Genomic DNA, 13,646 nt, shown 5'->3' on the forward strand with positions numbered 1-13,646 from the left:
TACATCCACCCCGTCACTGGATCACGACTTCCTTGAACAGCACCGCGTTCACTGAATTGGGCGCCAGCGCGAGGTTGACGCGCTTGGTCAGCTCTTCCTTGAGACGGAACAGGCCGGCAGAACCGTTGAGGTCGCTCGGGCGCAGCTCGCGCATATAGGTCTGGAACAGGTCGGTGACGCGCGGCAGCGCCGGCTTGATCGCCTCGGCCTGCTTCTCTTCCTTGACCTCGAGCACGAGCTTCAGCTTGAGATATTGTACGCGCTCGCCGGGTGCGCCGACCAGGTTGACCAGCATGTCCGGCACGTCGACGAAGCTCGGCGGCTTCGGCGGCGGCGCTTCGGCGTGCTGCTCCTCGCCGTGGCCGCGCATGAAGAAGAACCATCCGCCCGCGCCCGCGCCGAGCACGACGAGGAAGCCGACGACGGCAATGATCAGCTTGAGCTTGCCCTTCTTCGGTGCGGCCGCGCCTTCGCCGCTATCCGTCTTTTCCTCGTCCGCCATCGTCCGCCCGCTTCAACAGAAGGATGCGAACGCGATTTGCCCCAGCTTTGGCCTGAAGACGCGATACAAATGCCGCCGGCGCACACGCGCCCCAATGCCGGCAACACTGGGGTCATAATGGTTAACGGAAGCTTAGGATTTACCATCCACTAGGAAAAAACTGCCGGGCAAACATGGTCAACAAGACCTTTCTGCCGCCCCCTACGGTACCCGCCCATGCACCTAAGCCATTCAAATATCTATCTATTTCAAGTTGGCACGGCTTTCGCTGAGAGGACGACGTGACCAGTGGGTTTGGGAGAACCCAATGGTTACTGACGGGTCCGGCGTGAAGGTTTGGGAGAACCTGCATTCGGATCGCCTCACAGGGGAGAACCACCGATGCAGAATACGCTTCTGGTCGGCCTATCGAAGCAGATGGTGCTGGAACGGCAGATGGATGTCGTTTCCAACAACATCGCGAACATGACCACCAACGGCTACAAGGCCGACCGCTCGCTGTTCCAGGAGTATCTCTCCTCGAACGCGCATGAGGACAATTTCGCCGGCGCCGACCGCCGCGTCTCCTTTGTGCAGGACCGCGCGACCTTCCACGACTTCTCGCAGGGTCCGACCGAAGAGACCAAGAACCCGCTCGACGTCGCGATCGACGGCAGCGCCTTCCTGGTGGTGCAGACGCCGGCCGGCGAGCGCTACACCCGCGAAGGCAATCTTCAGATCAACAACCGCGGCCAGCTGGTCACCGCCTCGGGCTACCAGGTGCTCGGCACCTCCGGCCCGATCACGTTCCAGCAGACCGATCACGACGTCAACATCGCCCCCGACGGCAACATCTCCGTGCTCGAGGGCACGTCCCGCCTCGACTCGATCCGCGGCAAGCTGCGCCTCGTCTCGTTCGCGCAGGCCCAGCGCCTGCTCAAGGAAGGCTCCAACCTCTACGCGCCCGGCGAGGGCGCGCAGCCGCTGCCGGACACCAAGTCCCAGATCCGCCAGGGCTTCATCGAGAAGTCGAACGTCAATTCCGTCGTCGAGATGAGCCGCATGATCGAGATCACGCGGACCTACACCCAAATCGCCTCGCTGCTGCAGCAGCAGAGCGACCTGCACAAATCGGCGATCGAGAAGCTCGCCGACGTGCCGAACTGATCCGGGGGATTGACCGATGCGCGCTCTTTATACTGCAGCGACCGGAATGGCGGCACAGGAACTCTCTGTTCAGGTGATCTCCAACAACATCGCGAACCTGCGCACCACCGGCTACAAGAAGCAGCGCGCCGCGTTCCAGGACCTGATCTACGACCATGTGCGCCGGGTCGGTGCGCAGGCCTCCGACCAGAACACCATCATGCCGATGGGCATCGACCTCGGCGGCGGCGTCAAGACCGTCGGCACGCCGCGGATGATGACCCAGGGCACGCTGTCGCCGACCGGCAACGATCTCGACATCGCGATCCGCGGCGAAGGCTTCTTCAAGATCCTGATGCCGGACGGCACCTTCACCTACACCCGCGACGGTTCGTTCCAGATGGACAACCAGGGCCGGATCGTCAACGCGCAGGGCAATCTGGTGCAGCCGACGATCACGATCCCGCAGAACGCCTCCGGCCTCACCATCAATGCGCAGGGCCAGGTCTCGGTGACGCTGCCGGGCCAGACCGCATCGACCAACATCGGCACGATCGGCCTGACCCGCTTCATCAACAAGGCCGGGCTGATGCCGATCGGCGACAATCTGTTCCAGGAAACGCCGGCCTCCGGCCAGCCGCAGGACGGCACCGCCAACACCGACGGCTATGGCGACATGCAGCAGAGCAACCTCGAACAGGCCAACGTCGAGGTGGTCTCGGAAATCTCCGACCTGATCGCAGCGCAGCGCGCCTACGAGATGAACTCGAAGGTGGTCTCCGCCGCCGACCAGATGATGCAGTCGACCTCCAACCTGTTCCGCTGAGGATGATGTCGATGATCGCCCGCTCACTCCTGATTGCAGCCGCGCTCCTCGCGGTGACGGCGGTGCCGGCCGCCGCGCAGAGCCGCAGCGAGACCATCGCAGTGCCGACGCTGCGCGCCAGCACCACGGTCGCGGACGACATCGTGCGGGTCGGCGACCTGATCGACAACGCCGGCAGCGCCGGCACCATCGCGATCTACCGCGCGCCCGACCTCGGCACGACAGGCACGCTGCCGGTCGCGCAGGTAATCAACGTGCTGCGCTCGCATCAGGTGATCGGCGTCGATACCCGCGAGCTGAAGGAGATCACCGTCACGCGGCTTGCGCGGACCATCGACAGCAAGGAGATCGAGCAGCAGCTGTCGCGCGCGCTCGAGGGCCGCCACGGCCTCGGCCGGGCCGGCAACATCGCGCTGACCTTCGACCGCGATCCCGGCGATATCAGACTGGAGGCGACCAACACCGGCGCGATGCAGCCGATCGCGGTGCGCTACGACCCGCGCTCGACGCGTTTCGACGTCACCTTCGAGATCAGCAACGACGCCGGCACGGCGCCGTACAAGCTGCGCCTCACCGGCACCGCGATCGAAACCATCGAGGCCGCCGTGCTGACCCGCAATGTCGAACGCGGCGACGTGCTGAAGGCCTCCGACGTGATGATCGAGCGCCGTCCGAAGGCCGAAATCGGCAACGACGCGGCGATGCGCGACAGCTCGATCGGCATGCAGGTGCGCCGCCAGCTCCGCGCCGGCCAGGCGCTGCGCGTCGCCGACATGGCGAAACCCGATCTCGTCACCCGCGACCAGAACGTCGTGCTGATCTACCGCACCGCCGGCATCTATCTCACCATCCGCGGCAAGGCGATGGACGGCGGCGCCGAGGGCGACGTCGTCAGCGTGATGAACCTGCAGTCCAAGCGCGCCGTCTCCGGCGTCGTCACCGGCCGCGGCGAGGTCTCGATCTCGGTCGCGACCCCGCGGGCGGCACCTGGCGCCGATGCCACCTCTTCCGATTCCGCTCCCGTCAAGCTGAGTTCAGTCGCACCAAACGCCGAGTAAAGTTCATGTCCCAGTATCGTATCAACCGCCTCATCCTGACCGGTGCGCTGTTCGCACTCGGAACGATCGCCAGCGGTTGCTCGTCGATCGACCGTCTCTCCCAGATCGGCGAACAGCCGAAGCTGACGTCCATCGACAATCCGACGACGCAGCCCGGCTACAAGCCGGTGCAGATGCCGATGCCGAAGCCCGAGGTCGCCTCCTACAGCCCGAACTCGCTGTGGCGCAGCGGCTCCCGCGCCTTCTTCAAGGACCAGCGCGCCGCGCGCGTCGGCGACCTCCTGACCATCACGGTGAATTTCACCGACAAGGCCGCGATCGCCAACGAGACCCAGCGCAGCAGAACCAACTCGGAAGACTCCGGGGTCACCAACTTCCTGGGCTCGCAGACCATTACGCAGGCCAACAAGATCCTGCCCGGAAAGATCCTGACCGCCGACTCCACCGCGTCCAGCGACGGCAAGGGCTCGGTGAACCGCCAGGAAGCGTTGCAGACCAGCGTCGCCGCCGTCGTCACCCAGGTGTTGCCGAACGGCAATCTGGTGGTCGAGGGCAAGCAGGAGATCCGCGTCAACTTCGAAATCCGCGAGCTGATCGTGGCCGGCATCGTGCGCCCGGAGGACATCCAGAGCGACAACACCATCGACTCCTCGAAGATCGCCCAGGCCCGCATCGCCTATGGCGGCCGCGGCCAGATCACCGACGTGCAGCAGCCGCGCTACGGCCAGCAGGTTCTCGACGTGCTCTTGCCCTTCTAGCCGCGTGATCCCGCAAAGGGATGAGGATCATGCCTGAGTAAGACTTTCACGAGCTCCCACATCTCGTCGCGAACCTAGGCGCGACGCGGTGTACCAACACGGCCCTCGCCAGCTCCCCTGGCGGGGGCGTGGCATTTGCAGCGCGGCTCCTGTGACCGGTCGCATGCACTCGCGCTGTCGTCGCGCACCAGTCCGATACCTCTGCGTGCAAGTCGCGCGATCGCCTTCTCGGTTCGTTAACCGTCGCAGCAGCCCGCAGTGGCAGTCCCGACGCTTGCAACGTAGCAAGAGAACAACGCAGGGTTTCTGTTTGTATGACGGTCATGCAAAGAGACGGACAATATGCGGCGTGGTTCCGGACGCCGCGCGGCGAAGGCACCGGAATAGTCCAGCTGGCAAATGGCAGGATCAGCGGCGGCGACGCCATGTTCACCTATGGCGGCTCCTATCAGCTCAACGATGACCGCTTCACCGCCGTGCTGACGACGCGCCGCTATGTCGACGGTCCGTTCACCACCGTGTTCGGCTGCGACGAGGTCGAGGCGGAGCTGACCGGCTCGTTCAGCGGCAATCGCGCGGTGTGCATGGGAACGGCCAAGCAAGCCCCCGGCGTGGTGTTCGAGGCCACGCTATTCTTGCAGCAACCGGAAACTGCGCCCACCCCGCCGCCGAAATCCGCGCCGGCGTCTGCCGGCCTCGCAAGGCTGCCAAGGCCCGCTGTCAGCCGCCGTTCACCGAACCCGTTCGCGGGCAAGCGCATCGTCTGACCCGCCCCCTTCCCGATGGCGTCCACGCCAGAGCCGGCGTACGATCATGCCCGCGCATCAAAGCGCAGCCCGATCGATCCAGCCGGAAGGAGCAAACCATGTATGCCGCCATCCGTCAGGCCAAGGCAAAGACCGGCACCGCCGAAGAACTCGCGCGCCGGATCAAGGAAGGCGCAATCCCGATCATCAGCGATGTCGAAGGCTTCATGGCCTATTACGTGGTCTATGCCGGCGACGACACCGTCACCGCGATCAGCATCTTCAACAATCATGCCGGCGCCGAGGAAGCCAATCGCCGCGCACTGGCCTGGATCGACGACAATCTCGGTCCCTTGCTGGTCGGGCAGGCAACTGCTGTAGCGGGTCCGGTGATCGTACATACGAAGGCGTGACGGCCGCTTCCCCGGCAAGCTTCACCCGGCAGAACTTTCCTGCGGCACGATTGACGCTCGCAGCATCGTCGCGATCTGCTTGAAAACGCTGAGGTGGCGTATGGCACGCCGTTTGCTCCGCGACTGCAGCATTGCAACGGGGACAGCGCGCGCAGATGACGTCCATCTCGGCCTTTGGATCGGTCGCAGCCAGCATGACGACTGGCACATTGAAGAAGCCGTTGACTGCCGATGCCTCCGGGTCCGCGCAAGCCACCGGCGGCAGCGCTTCCGACGACAGCGTCGAGCAGAAGTTTCTCAAATACGCGCAGATGAGCCCGATGGACCGCATGCGCGCCAACATCCTCAAGAGCATGGGACTGTCGGAGGAAGACCTGAAGAACATGACGCCGGATCAGCGCGCCGCGGTCGAGCAGAAGATCAAGGAGCTGATCGAGCAGTCGTTCCAGAAGAATGCCGGCAAGGCCGGCCAGGCGGTCGACATTTCGGCCTAGGTTGGCCGCGTGCAACCCGACGCACGACCGAAATCGCTAGATCGGATAGCGCCATTTGAGCGCGCGCCGCACGAACACCAGAGCCACGGCATCCGCGAGGAGAGCGAGCCAAAGCAACGCCGGCGCTGACCGGAAGCCGATGTGAATGATGCAGTACGCAAGCCCGATCAGACCGGCGAGCAGTGCTGTCCACGTCCAGAACAGCGGCGAGCGGAAGATTCCGGTTGGAGCGGCGTCAAGCAATCTGGAACCAGACTGCGTCGGGAGAAGCGAGCCCAGCACGGCCTCCCAAAGCGCTTCCCAGTCCATTGCCAACAGCTCCACCTTTCAGATTTATCGGACCGGCGATCGGCGGGTTCAACCCGAGCGTTCTCGCCGGCCTCGAACGGCGCCGCGCGTCGTTGCACCGCTAGGCGGACACGGCTGCGGGCATCGGCATTGCACGCATCGCCATCGATGATCTGCCGAGCATCGCCTCGACCTTCATCGCCGCCAGCCACAGCAGCGCGCCGCAAGTGAGGTCGATGACGTAATGGCCGCCGATCGGGATCGTCGAGACCAGGACGAGGAGATTCCAGATCAGGGTGATGCCGAACAGCCATCGTGTGCCGATCGTCGCGAAAAATCGTCATCAAAGCGAGGCAGGTATGGAACGACGGAAACGTCACCACGCCCTGCAGATTGCTCAACGACAGCTCCGGAGCGGCGGCGTTACGGAAGTATTCGAACTTGGCGAGATGATAATTCCCGGCATGCTCAGGCAGCGCCTTGAGGATCGCCAGAGGATAGTCGAAATAGACAAAGGCGCCCTTGGCGGGCCAGAACACCGAGAACATCGTCGACGCAACGATCGTCAGGGCGAATACGAACACCAGTTGCCAGAGCTTGTCGAAGCGCCTTGTCGCCGCCAGGAGGACGAACAGCGCGGCAATCTGCACGAAGGAACTGCAATATGCCGCAGCGAGCAATTCAGTCAGCCATGGATGGTTCGCAAACCATGGGATGATCGACGAGCAAATCGATTCCGATGAGACGATCGGCCTCGGCGAGACTGTCGTCGATCAGGGGAAATTTGTATCTGAGGCCGACGAGGCTGATCGTTGCGGCCGCCGCAGCCGACCAGAAGAACACGGCAACGGCTGCGGCCAGGTTGGACAGAACCGGTGCGGACCGCCATCTGCCATAGACGATATCGACGGCAAGCAGAAAGCCCATCAGGCCCGAAAACAGCGCCAGGCTTTCCGGCTCGACGTCGATCTGGAATTTCCAGAGCAGGAAGCCGGCGAAACCGCTCGCCGCGATGCCGATCAGCCATGAACCGCGCTCGACCCGCTGATGAGGTTGCGGTGTTCGAGGTGCGCTAGCTGCTGTTCTCGGGGAGGCCTGCGGTGCGACTTCGGTGTCCGCCGACGAAGCGATCCGTGACGGACCGACCAACTGACTGAACATTGCGACTGCCATTCCAGCGGGCGCCTCGACACGAGACCCGCTCATTCCACAGCCACAGGTTTAGCAGCCGTCCTTTCAATTGTGTCGGTAAGACAGTACAACCTGTGGCAGGTCGCCCGGCATTCGTATCCGATGGTAAAAACTTTGTTTCTGATTGTTGCCGATCTTGGGGCTCGGGTTCCCGCGCGCGGAACCAAGCTCCCTTGCAATCATCCGGCTATCACCCGAGCTCGGCCCCGTCGCTCAGGACAATGAAAACCGTGCCGCCGAAATCGTATCGCGCGACCTCGCGCATGCCGAGCCGCAGATGGGCTTTCAGCGAGCGCGGATTTTCTTCCCTGATGAAGAGGATTGCTTCGCGGCCGGGAAATAGCGTCTGAAGCATCGCGTACAGCGCGTCGAGGACACCCAGACCGCGCGCGTCCTGGGCGACGCACACCGGGCCGTACACATACGCATCGGGACTCCCTGGCCAGGCCTTCAGCATGGCCTGCACCGACGGCGCGTCGTCGAATCCCTTCGCCGAGGTCAGCAGCGCGCCGAGCAGCCGGCCGGCCTCGCCGGTCGCGACCACGATCGATTGCCCGCGTGCCATGCGCGCGGCGATCGCCTCGCGCGGCCATTGCCCGAGCAGCATCCCGCCGCGATCGCCGGAATTGGCCATCAGCAGCGCCGAGATCGCGTCGGCGTCCGACGGTATGGCGAGCCGGGTTCTGATCATTTTGGACAGACCGGATCAACCGGCCGCATGCAGGCGCAGTTCATGCCTTCTTCGCGGCTGCGCGAGTGCGCACGGCTTTCTTCGCCGACTTCTTCGCTGGCTTCTTCGACTTGGCCTGGTTGAGCTCGATCGCAGCACGGATCAGGGCCTTCAATGCAGCGGCGTTGATCTTGTCGCCCTCGAACAGGTCGATCGCGCGCCGCACATTGCCCTCGAAGCCGGTGTTGAACAGCTTGTCGGGATCCGGAAGCTGCGCGCCATACATGAAGGTCAGCTTCACCTTGCCCTTGTGCGCGTTACCGACCGCGATGATGCCGTCGCGCGACCACACCGGGCTGCCCATCCACTTCCATTCCTCGATGATGCCGGGGTCGGCGGCGAGGATGCTCTTGCGCAGGCTGGCAAGGGTCTTGCCGCGCCAGTCGGTGAGATCCTCGATCATCTGGTCGATCCGTTCCGATGCCGTCATCGTTGCCTCACGCCTCCTCGCCTGCCCCAATCAATCATACTTGCGATGCCGGGGTCGATCCCCCGAACCGGCGTCGTGGCGCCAGATAGGGCAACGCGAACAGGTACAGGCCGCTGAGCAGCATGAGGATCAGCGGGAACAGCGCCAGCAGGCCGATCCAGGTCGCCTGCTGCTCCGCGACCATCGCGACGATGTTGACGATGACGGCGACCGTGAAGACGATCGAGAGCCAGCGGTGCGATTGCCTGATCCAGTTGTTCCAGTTCATGTGATCTCCTGTTGTGTGTGTCCGTGTGCGGTCGTCATTGCGAGGAGCGATAGCGACGAAGCAATCCGTCGTGCGGTACAGAGATGGATTGCTTCGCTTGCAATGACGCGAGAAACGATCAGCCTTCGCGTACCAGCAGCTGATCGAGCTTCTCGAAAAACTGCTTCCACCCGGCATGGGCGCCGCCATAGGCCTGCTTCTGATGCGGCTGGAAGCCGGACTGCTCGACGCGCAGACGGGTGCCGCGTGCCGTCGGCGTCAGCGTGAACACCACCACGCTCTCGAGATTATAGGCGGCATCCTCATGCGCGAAATTCCAGGTGTAGGACAGCGTCTTGTGCGGCTCGATGGCGAGCACCTTGCAGTCCAGCACGCCGCCCCACTCGCCGCGCAGATTGAAGCTGTGCCCGACCTCGGGCTTGAAGTCGTTCTTCATCAGCCACTCCTCCATCAAATGCGGTTGGGTCAGCGCGCGCCAGAGCTTTTCCGGCGGATGAGAAAATTCGCGCTCGACGATCGCCGAGCGCATCTCACGGGTGGTGTTGTTCATTGGTCCATCCTTTTGAGGAGATCTTCGAGGTGGTCGAACCGGTTCTGCCAGAAACCGGCCATCTGGCTGGTCCAGTCGATCAGCGGCGCCAGCGCACCGAGTTGCGCGCTGTAATGCGTCTGCCTGCCTTCATGGCGATCGCGCACCAGGCCGGCCTGCTTCAGCACGCCGAGATGCTTCGACACCGCCGGCTGGGAAATCCGCGCCCGCGCCGTCAGCGCGCTGACGGTCTGCTCGCCCTCGCGGCACAGGCGCTCGAAGATCGCCCGGCGGGTCGGGTCTGCGAGGGTTCGAAACAGCACGTCGTGAGCGTCTAGCATTTGCAATCAATAACCCGTTGGTTATAGATCTACATATAACTAGCCAGCTATGAATTAGTCAAGCGGGAATTCGGTTATGATGGATCGCCCGGTGTTGAACGGCTCAGTCCTGATCCCAAACGCCGGCTTTTTCATAACCCATGAGTTATTCACTGAAGCCGATTTGTCCGCTGGCTCACGGCGCGAACGATGGGGACTCCGTGAGCGGAGGGCGAAAGCACTTCGGCCTCCGGAATACCGGATCACCTGCAAGCGCATGCGCGGGTGACGACACCGGTTGTTGAACCATCCACATCGTCATCCTGGCATAAGCCAGGACTCATTACCCCGAGCGATGATTGTTGGGCGACGCTGAGGCCCCATTCCCGCCTATCAGCAACTGCAGTGGCTATGGGTCCCTGCTTCCGTGCGCAATTGCGCACCAGGCAGGGACGACCGTTGTGGCGGTGGCGACCGCAAGCATGCGCATGCACGTCGTTGCGAAGAAGTTGCGCTTACCCTACAAATATCGCGCGGATGCGGTCCCTGTTCACGGAGAACCTTGATGTGCGAGCTCTGCGACGTCACACCTTCCGGCCAGACCTCCCGACGATCCTTCCTCGCTGCCGCGGCGTGCACCGCCGCCAGTCTCGCATTCGCTGCCCCTGTCGCCGCCAAGGAGACAAAACCGCCGCCGAAGCCGCAGAACGTGCTGCCGCCGGACGCCGCGCTCGACCGGCTGGTGAAGGGCAATCTCCGCTATGTCGAAGGCATTTCGCGGCGGCATGATTTCAAGCACGAGCGCGAGGCGCTGGCCGGCGGACAGAATCCGTTCGCCGGCATCCTGAGTTGCGCGGATTCCCGCATCGCGCCGGAGTACGCCTTCGACACCGGCCGCGGCGATCTGTTCGTCTGCCGTGTCGCCGGCAATTTCGCCAGCGACGAGATGGTCGCGAGCCTCGAATATGCGTCGTCGGTGCTCGGCGTGCCGCTGTTCATGGTACTCGGCCATGACAGCTGCGGGGCAGTCGACGCCGCGATCAAGTCGCTGAAGGACAACACCACCCTGCCCGGCCACCTGCCCTCGCTGGTCACTGCGATCGCGCCGGCGGTGAAGGCAACCGAGGGCAAGCCGGGCGACCACCTCGCCAACGCCATCAGGCAGAACGTCATCGACAATGTCGCCAAGCTCAAGACGGCGACGCCGATCCTCAACGCCGCGGTCGATCAGGGCAAGCTCAGGATTGTCGGCGCGGTCTACCGGCTGACCGACGGCAAGGTCGAGCTGGTCGCGGACGGCAAGCGGCCGGCGACTTGAACCTCGGCGCGGCCTGCGACCACAGAAGCCAAGAACGACGTCGCGCGAGCGACATGGAGAAGGCGGATGTGGCGCGGGAGCGAATGGATAGCTGGAGTGCTGCTCCTGCTGGTTGCTTCGTTGCCGGCGCGCGCCGCCGTCGAGCCCTGCAATACCACGCAGAAGCGGATCGAAATGACCGCGTTGCTCCGCCGCGCCGCGGAGGACCGGCCGGTCAACATCACCTTCGCAACCCGGGCCGACGGCGTAAGGCTGCCCGCCGCCGTGGTCGAGAAATATCCGGAGGAGATCACGATCATCCTGCAACACGAATTCGATCGCCTCGTGGTGAGCGATGACGGCTTCGAGGTCGGCGTCTGGTTCAATCGAAAATATGCCAGGCTGGCCGTGCCGTTCGACGCCGTCAGGAGCCTGTGGGACGGCAAGGTTCTGATGTGCACGAACGATCAAATGTAGGAAACAGTGGCACCCCGACGCGGAAGGCATGCAAGATCGCTCCGAGCACTCAGCGTCGTCACTGCGAAAGCAGGGACCCATAACCACGAATGCTGATTGTTGCGCATCGCCGGAACGACGAGCCCCGTTCACGACAACGGCCGCGGCGTATGGGTCCCTGCTCCGGTGCGCAATTGCGCACTAGGCAGCGACGCCATCTTTATTTGGAGACGAGCCCGCCAACCCAACTTCACATCAGGTGAACGTCGCTTCCACCTTGCCGAGCCCGTCGAGCTCCATCACGACCACGTCGCCCGGCTTAAGCCACACCGTCTTGACCAGGCTGCCGGTCATGACGATCTGGCCGGCATGCAGGCCACGGCCCTCGGCGGCGAGATGATTGGCAAGCCAGGCGAGCGCGTTGTGCGGATGGCCGAGCACGTCGGCGCCGGTGCCGCGTCCCTCCTCCTTGCCATTGACCATCGCGCGTCCCACGACGTCGCGCAGATCGGGCGCAGTGATGCGCGGCACGGCCTCGCCGAGCACACAGCCGGCGGCGAAGAAATCGTCGGCGATCAATGTCGGCGCGCCGAGCGTCTCCCATTTGACATAACGGTCGTCGACGATCTCGATCGCGGGATAGTAGGCCTCGATCGCCTCCGCGACCCATTCGGCGGTGAATGGCGCTTCGCTCGCAGCCAGATTACGCGCCAGCTTCACCGCGATCTCGCATTCGACGCCGACATGGACGAAGTCGGCCGCCGGCAGCCGCACGCCACTGTCATGCACGAGCTTCTCGAACACGCCACCGCCGCAGGGGTGCGGGATGTTGATGTACTCCTGCATCACCGCGCTGGTGCAGCCGATCTTGTAGCCGACGAGGCTGCCGACCTGCGGCTGCAGCAGATCATGCAGCGCGTACTGCACCTGGTAGCCTTCGGCCTCGTCGAGCGGCACGACGTCTTTCGGAAGCGCCTTGAGCGGCGCGCGGCTGCGACGCGCGCTGGCAATCGCCTTTGCGGCCGCGAGGACCCGATCCATCTGCGCAGCCTCCCTGATGCTGTGTCTGCTCACGGCAATTCAGCACTCGCCGACGTGTCTGGCAAGCGTGCCGGACGGAAGGGGCCGTCAGGTTTTGACCAGGCCGAGCCTGATCAGGCTTTCGGCGGTCGCGAGGATCATCTCCTCATTGCCGCGCGGCTTCCAGCCGAGCAGGTTCTGCGCCTTGGAGCTCGTCGAGCGGCGCACCTTGCCGAGCAGCGGCAGGGCGGCGCGCGCCAGCGGATTGCGCCGTGCGGCGAGCCGCATCATCCAGTCCGGCGCCTGGAACCGGGGCACGCGCCGCGCCTTGCCGCCGAGCTTCCTGCGCAGCAGGCGGGCCACCTGCAGCACCGACATGGTCTCGCCGGCGACCGCGAGGAACCGCTCCCCCTTGGCCCTCGGCGAAGTCATGGCGCGCAGGTGCAGGTCGGCAACATCGCGGACGTCGACGAGACCGAAATGGATCCGCGGCACCGCCGGCATCGCGCCGTCGAGCAGCGACTTGATGATGCCGATCGACTCGGAGAAATCGGGACCGAGCGCCGGGCCGAACACGGCGGTCGGATTGACCACGGCAAGCTCGAGGCCATTGCCCTCGCGCGCGACGAAATCCCAGGCGGCGCGCTCGGCCAGTGTCTTGGACTTCGGATAGGCCTGCACGTCGGGGCCCTTGAGATTGGTCCAGACGGTTTCGTCGAACGGCTTGGCTTGCGGCGGATGGCCATAGCCGATCGCCGCAAACGACGACGTCACGACGACGCGTTTGACGCCGGCCTCGCGCGCCGCGCGCAACACCCGCAGCGTGCCTTCCCGCGCCGGAACGATCAGCTCGTTCTCGTCGTCCGGCACATGGGAGCCGAGCGGCGATGCAACATGCAGCACGTAATCGCATCCGCTGGCCGCCTCGCGCCAGCCGTCATCGCGCGTCAGGTCCGCGGTCACGAAGCCGATCTGGTCGGCCGTATCAGCGCCGCCTTCGCGCAGCATCGCGATCACGTCCTTGCTACGGTCCGGATTGCGCACCGTGGTGCGTACCGCATGCCCATCGGCCAGCAGTTGCAGAATGGTATGCACGCCGATGAAACCCGTTCCGCCCGTGACCAACACCGTGCTCATGTCCTCGCCCTTTCGATGGTTCGTCGGGGTCGGACATCGCAATGCCCACCCTGCACAG

Annotated in this window: 19 protein-coding genes; 10 read left to right on the top strand and 9 right to left on the bottom strand. The window is 64.1% G+C overall.

Annotated features, from left to right (window positions below; translation table 11 throughout):
• Positions 1–13 precede the first annotated feature (13 nt).
• A complete protein-coding gene (fliL, locus tag ALC15_RS33850; protein WP_050631040.1) occupies positions 14–502 on the bottom strand; it encodes a flagellar basal body-associated protein FliL in 489 nt (162 codons plus the stop codon).
• Between the two features lie 381 nt (positions 503–883).
• Here fliL and flgF point away from each other — a divergent pair, with 381 nt between their 5' ends.
• The 7 genes from flgF to ALC15_RS33885 all read left to right on the top strand — a co-directional run bounded on the left by flgF (position 884) and on the right by ALC15_RS33885 (position 5,922).
• Positions 884–1,648: a flagellar basal-body rod protein FlgF gene (gene flgF / locus ALC15_RS33855; protein WP_050631041.1), complete on the top strand. Its 765-nt coding sequence runs from the start codon at positions 884–886 to the stop codon at positions 1,646–1,648.
• A gap of 16 nt (positions 1,649–1,664) precedes the next feature.
• Entirely contained in the window at positions 1,665–2,453 is a 789-nt protein-coding gene (gene flgG / locus ALC15_RS33860) for a flagellar basal-body rod protein FlgG (protein ID WP_050631042.1), read from the top strand.
• A 2-nt stretch (positions 2,454–2,455) separates the two neighbouring features.
• On the top strand, positions 2,456–3,511 hold the full coding sequence (flgA, locus tag ALC15_RS33865) for a flagellar basal body P-ring formation chaperone FlgA (protein WP_050631043.1): 1,056 nt from the start codon (positions 2,456–2,458) through the stop codon (positions 3,509–3,511).
• Between the two features lie 5 nt (positions 3,512–3,516).
• On the top strand, positions 3,517–4,269 hold the full coding sequence (flgH, locus tag ALC15_RS33870) for a flagellar basal body L-ring protein FlgH (protein WP_050631044.1): 753 nt from the start codon (positions 3,517–3,519) through the stop codon (positions 4,267–4,269).
• Between the two features lie 323 nt (positions 4,270–4,592).
• Entirely contained in the window at positions 4,593–5,036 is a 444-nt protein-coding gene (locus ALC15_RS33875; RefSeq protein WP_050631083.1) for a hypothetical protein, read from the top strand.
• A 98-nt stretch (positions 5,037–5,134) separates the two neighbouring features.
• The gene (locus ALC15_RS33880) at positions 5,135–5,428 is read left to right on the top strand and encodes a hypothetical protein (protein ID WP_050631045.1); all 294 of its coding nucleotides are present in this window, start codon (positions 5,135–5,137) and stop codon (positions 5,426–5,428) included.
• A 155-nt stretch (positions 5,429–5,583) separates the two neighbouring features.
• Positions 5,584–5,922 carry a hypothetical protein gene (locus ALC15_RS33885; RefSeq protein ID WP_050631046.1) on the top strand — a complete coding sequence of 113 codons (339 nt, stop codon included), beginning with the start codon at positions 5,584–5,586 and terminating at the stop codon, positions 5,920–5,922.
• 167 nt (positions 5,923–6,089) lie between these two features.
• On the opposite strand, the gene ALC15_RS44600 is transcribed toward ALC15_RS33885, so the two are convergent.
• The gene (locus tag ALC15_RS44600; protein ID WP_094194279.1) at positions 6,090–6,890 is read right to left on the bottom strand and encodes a phosphatase PAP2 family protein; all 801 of its coding nucleotides are present in this window, start codon (positions 6,888–6,890) and stop codon (positions 6,090–6,092) included.
• A gap of 34 nt (positions 6,891–6,924) precedes the next feature.
• Here ALC15_RS44600 and ALC15_RS43665 point away from each other — a divergent pair, with 34 nt between their 5' ends.
• Entirely contained in the window at positions 6,925–7,239 is a 315-nt protein-coding gene (locus ALC15_RS43665) for a hypothetical protein (RefSeq protein WP_128089657.1), read from the top strand.
• Between the two features lie 352 nt (positions 7,240–7,591).
• On the opposite strand, the gene ALC15_RS33900 is transcribed toward ALC15_RS43665, so the two are convergent.
• From ALC15_RS33900 to ALC15_RS33920, 5 genes are all read right to left on the bottom strand, one after another.
• Positions 7,592–8,035: a GNAT family N-acetyltransferase gene (locus tag ALC15_RS33900; RefSeq protein WP_244486372.1), complete on the bottom strand. Its 444-nt coding sequence runs from the start codon at positions 8,033–8,035 to the stop codon at positions 7,592–7,594.
• Between the two features lie 97 nt (positions 8,036–8,132).
• The gene (locus tag ALC15_RS33905; RefSeq protein ID WP_050631050.1) at positions 8,133–8,561 is read right to left on the bottom strand and encodes a DUF1801 domain-containing protein; all 429 of its coding nucleotides are present in this window, start codon (positions 8,559–8,561) and stop codon (positions 8,133–8,135) included.
• Positions 8,562–8,595: 34 nt separating this feature from the next.
• Entirely contained in the window at positions 8,596–8,829 is a 234-nt protein-coding gene (locus tag ALC15_RS33910; protein WP_050631051.1) for a hypothetical protein, read from the bottom strand.
• 118 nt (positions 8,830–8,947) lie between these two features.
• Complete coding sequence (locus ALC15_RS33915; protein WP_050631052.1) at positions 8,948–9,379, bottom strand: SRPBCC family protein; 432 nt, start codon at positions 9,377–9,379, stop codon at positions 8,948–8,950.
• Positions 9,376–9,699 carry an ArsR/SmtB family transcription factor gene (locus ALC15_RS33920; protein WP_050631053.1) on the bottom strand — a complete coding sequence of 108 codons (324 nt, stop codon included), beginning with the start codon at positions 9,697–9,699 and terminating at the stop codon, positions 9,376–9,378. Before ALC15_RS33920 ends, ALC15_RS33915 begins: the two co-directional genes overlap by 4 nt.
• 544 nt (positions 9,700–10,243) lie before the next feature.
• On the opposite strand from ALC15_RS33920, the gene ALC15_RS33925 reads away from it, so the two are divergent.
• Both ALC15_RS33925 and ALC15_RS33930 read left to right on the top strand, forming a co-directional pair.
• Positions 10,244–10,996, top strand: coding sequence for a carbonic anhydrase (locus ALC15_RS33925; protein WP_050631054.1), 753 nt, complete (start codon positions 10,244–10,246; stop codon positions 10,994–10,996).
• A gap of 96 nt (positions 10,997–11,092) precedes the next feature.
• Complete coding sequence (locus tag ALC15_RS33930) at positions 11,093–11,452, top strand: ClpXP protease specificity-enhancing factor SspB (protein ID WP_050631055.1); 360 nt, start codon at positions 11,093–11,095, stop codon at positions 11,450–11,452.
• Between the two features lie 234 nt (positions 11,453–11,686).
• Here the strand turns inward: ALC15_RS33930 and ALC15_RS33935 are convergent, their stop codons facing one another.
• Together ALC15_RS33935 and ALC15_RS33940 are read right to left on the bottom strand one after the other, a co-directional pair.
• Positions 11,687–12,472, bottom strand: coding sequence for a 2-keto-4-pentenoate hydratase (locus tag ALC15_RS33935; protein ID WP_050631056.1), 786 nt, complete (start codon positions 12,470–12,472; stop codon positions 11,687–11,689).
• An 87-nt stretch (positions 12,473–12,559) separates the two neighbouring features.
• Positions 12,560–13,588 (bottom strand): SDR family oxidoreductase, encoded by a 1,029-nt coding sequence (locus ALC15_RS33940; protein WP_050631057.1) that lies wholly within the window; start codon positions 13,586–13,588, stop codon positions 12,560–12,562.
• Positions 13,589–13,646 lie beyond the last annotated feature (58 nt).

Source organism: Bradyrhizobium viridifuturi (assembly GCF_001238275.1).
Taxonomy (GTDB): Bacteria; Pseudomonadota; Alphaproteobacteria; order Rhizobiales; family Xanthobacteraceae; genus Bradyrhizobium; species Bradyrhizobium viridifuturi.

What these genes read in the sequence shown, in the direction of transcription:
- ALC15_RS33910 (WP_050631051.1), bottom strand. Translation starts at nt 8,829, where the DNA reads ATGAACTGGAACAACTGGATCAGGCAATCGCACCGCTGGCTCTCGATC.
- ALC15_RS43665 (WP_128089657.1), top strand. Translation starts at nt 6,925, where the DNA reads ATGATCGACGAGCAAATCGATTCCGATGAGACGATCGGCCTCGGCGAG.
- ALC15_RS33880 (WP_050631045.1), top strand. Translation starts at nt 5,135, where the DNA reads ATGTATGCCGCCATCCGTCAGGCCAAGGCAAAGACCGGCACCGCCGAA.
- ALC15_RS33925 (WP_050631054.1), top strand. Translation starts at nt 10,244, where the DNA reads ATGTGCGAGCTCTGCGACGTCACACCTTCCGGCCAGACCTCCCGACGA.
- flgF (WP_050631041.1), top strand. Translation starts at nt 884, where the DNA reads ATGCAGAATACGCTTCTGGTCGGCCTATCGAAGCAGATGGTGCTGGAA.
- ALC15_RS33885 (WP_050631046.1), top strand. Translation starts at nt 5,584, where the DNA reads ATGACGTCCATCTCGGCCTTTGGATCGGTCGCAGCCAGCATGACGACT.
- flgA (WP_050631043.1), top strand. Translation starts at nt 2,456, where the DNA reads ATGATGTCGATGATCGCCCGCTCACTCCTGATTGCAGCCGCGCTCCTC.
- flgH (WP_050631044.1), top strand. Translation starts at nt 3,517, where the DNA reads ATGTCCCAGTATCGTATCAACCGCCTCATCCTGACCGGTGCGCTGTTC.
- ALC15_RS33905 (WP_050631050.1), bottom strand. Translation starts at nt 8,561, where the DNA reads ATGACGGCATCGGAACGGATCGACCAGATGATCGAGGATCTCACCGAC.
- flgG (WP_050631042.1), top strand. Translation starts at nt 1,665, where the DNA reads ATGCGCGCTCTTTATACTGCAGCGACCGGAATGGCGGCACAGGAACTC.
- ALC15_RS33915 (WP_050631052.1), bottom strand. Translation starts at nt 9,379, where the DNA reads ATGAACAACACCACCCGTGAGATGCGCTCGGCGATCGTCGAGCGCGAA.
- ALC15_RS33935 (WP_050631056.1), bottom strand. Translation starts at nt 12,472, where the DNA reads ATGGATCGGGTCCTCGCGGCCGCAAAGGCGATTGCCAGCGCGCGTCGC.
- ALC15_RS33920 (WP_050631053.1), bottom strand. Translation starts at nt 9,699, where the DNA reads ATGCTAGACGCTCACGACGTGCTGTTTCGAACCCTCGCAGACCCGACC.
- ALC15_RS33940 (WP_050631057.1), bottom strand. Translation starts at nt 13,588, where the DNA reads ATGAGCACGGTGTTGGTCACGGGCGGAACGGGTTTCATCGGCGTGCAT.
- ALC15_RS33875 (WP_050631083.1), top strand. Translation starts at nt 4,593, where the DNA reads ATGCAAAGAGACGGACAATATGCGGCGTGGTTCCGGACGCCGCGCGGC.
- fliL (WP_050631040.1), bottom strand. Translation starts at nt 502, where the DNA reads ATGGCGGACGAGGAAAAGACGGATAGCGGCGAAGGCGCGGCCGCACCG.
- ALC15_RS33900 (WP_244486372.1), bottom strand. Translation starts at nt 8,035, where the DNA reads ATGGCCAATTCCGGCGATCGCGGCGGGATGCTGCTCGGGCAATGGCCG.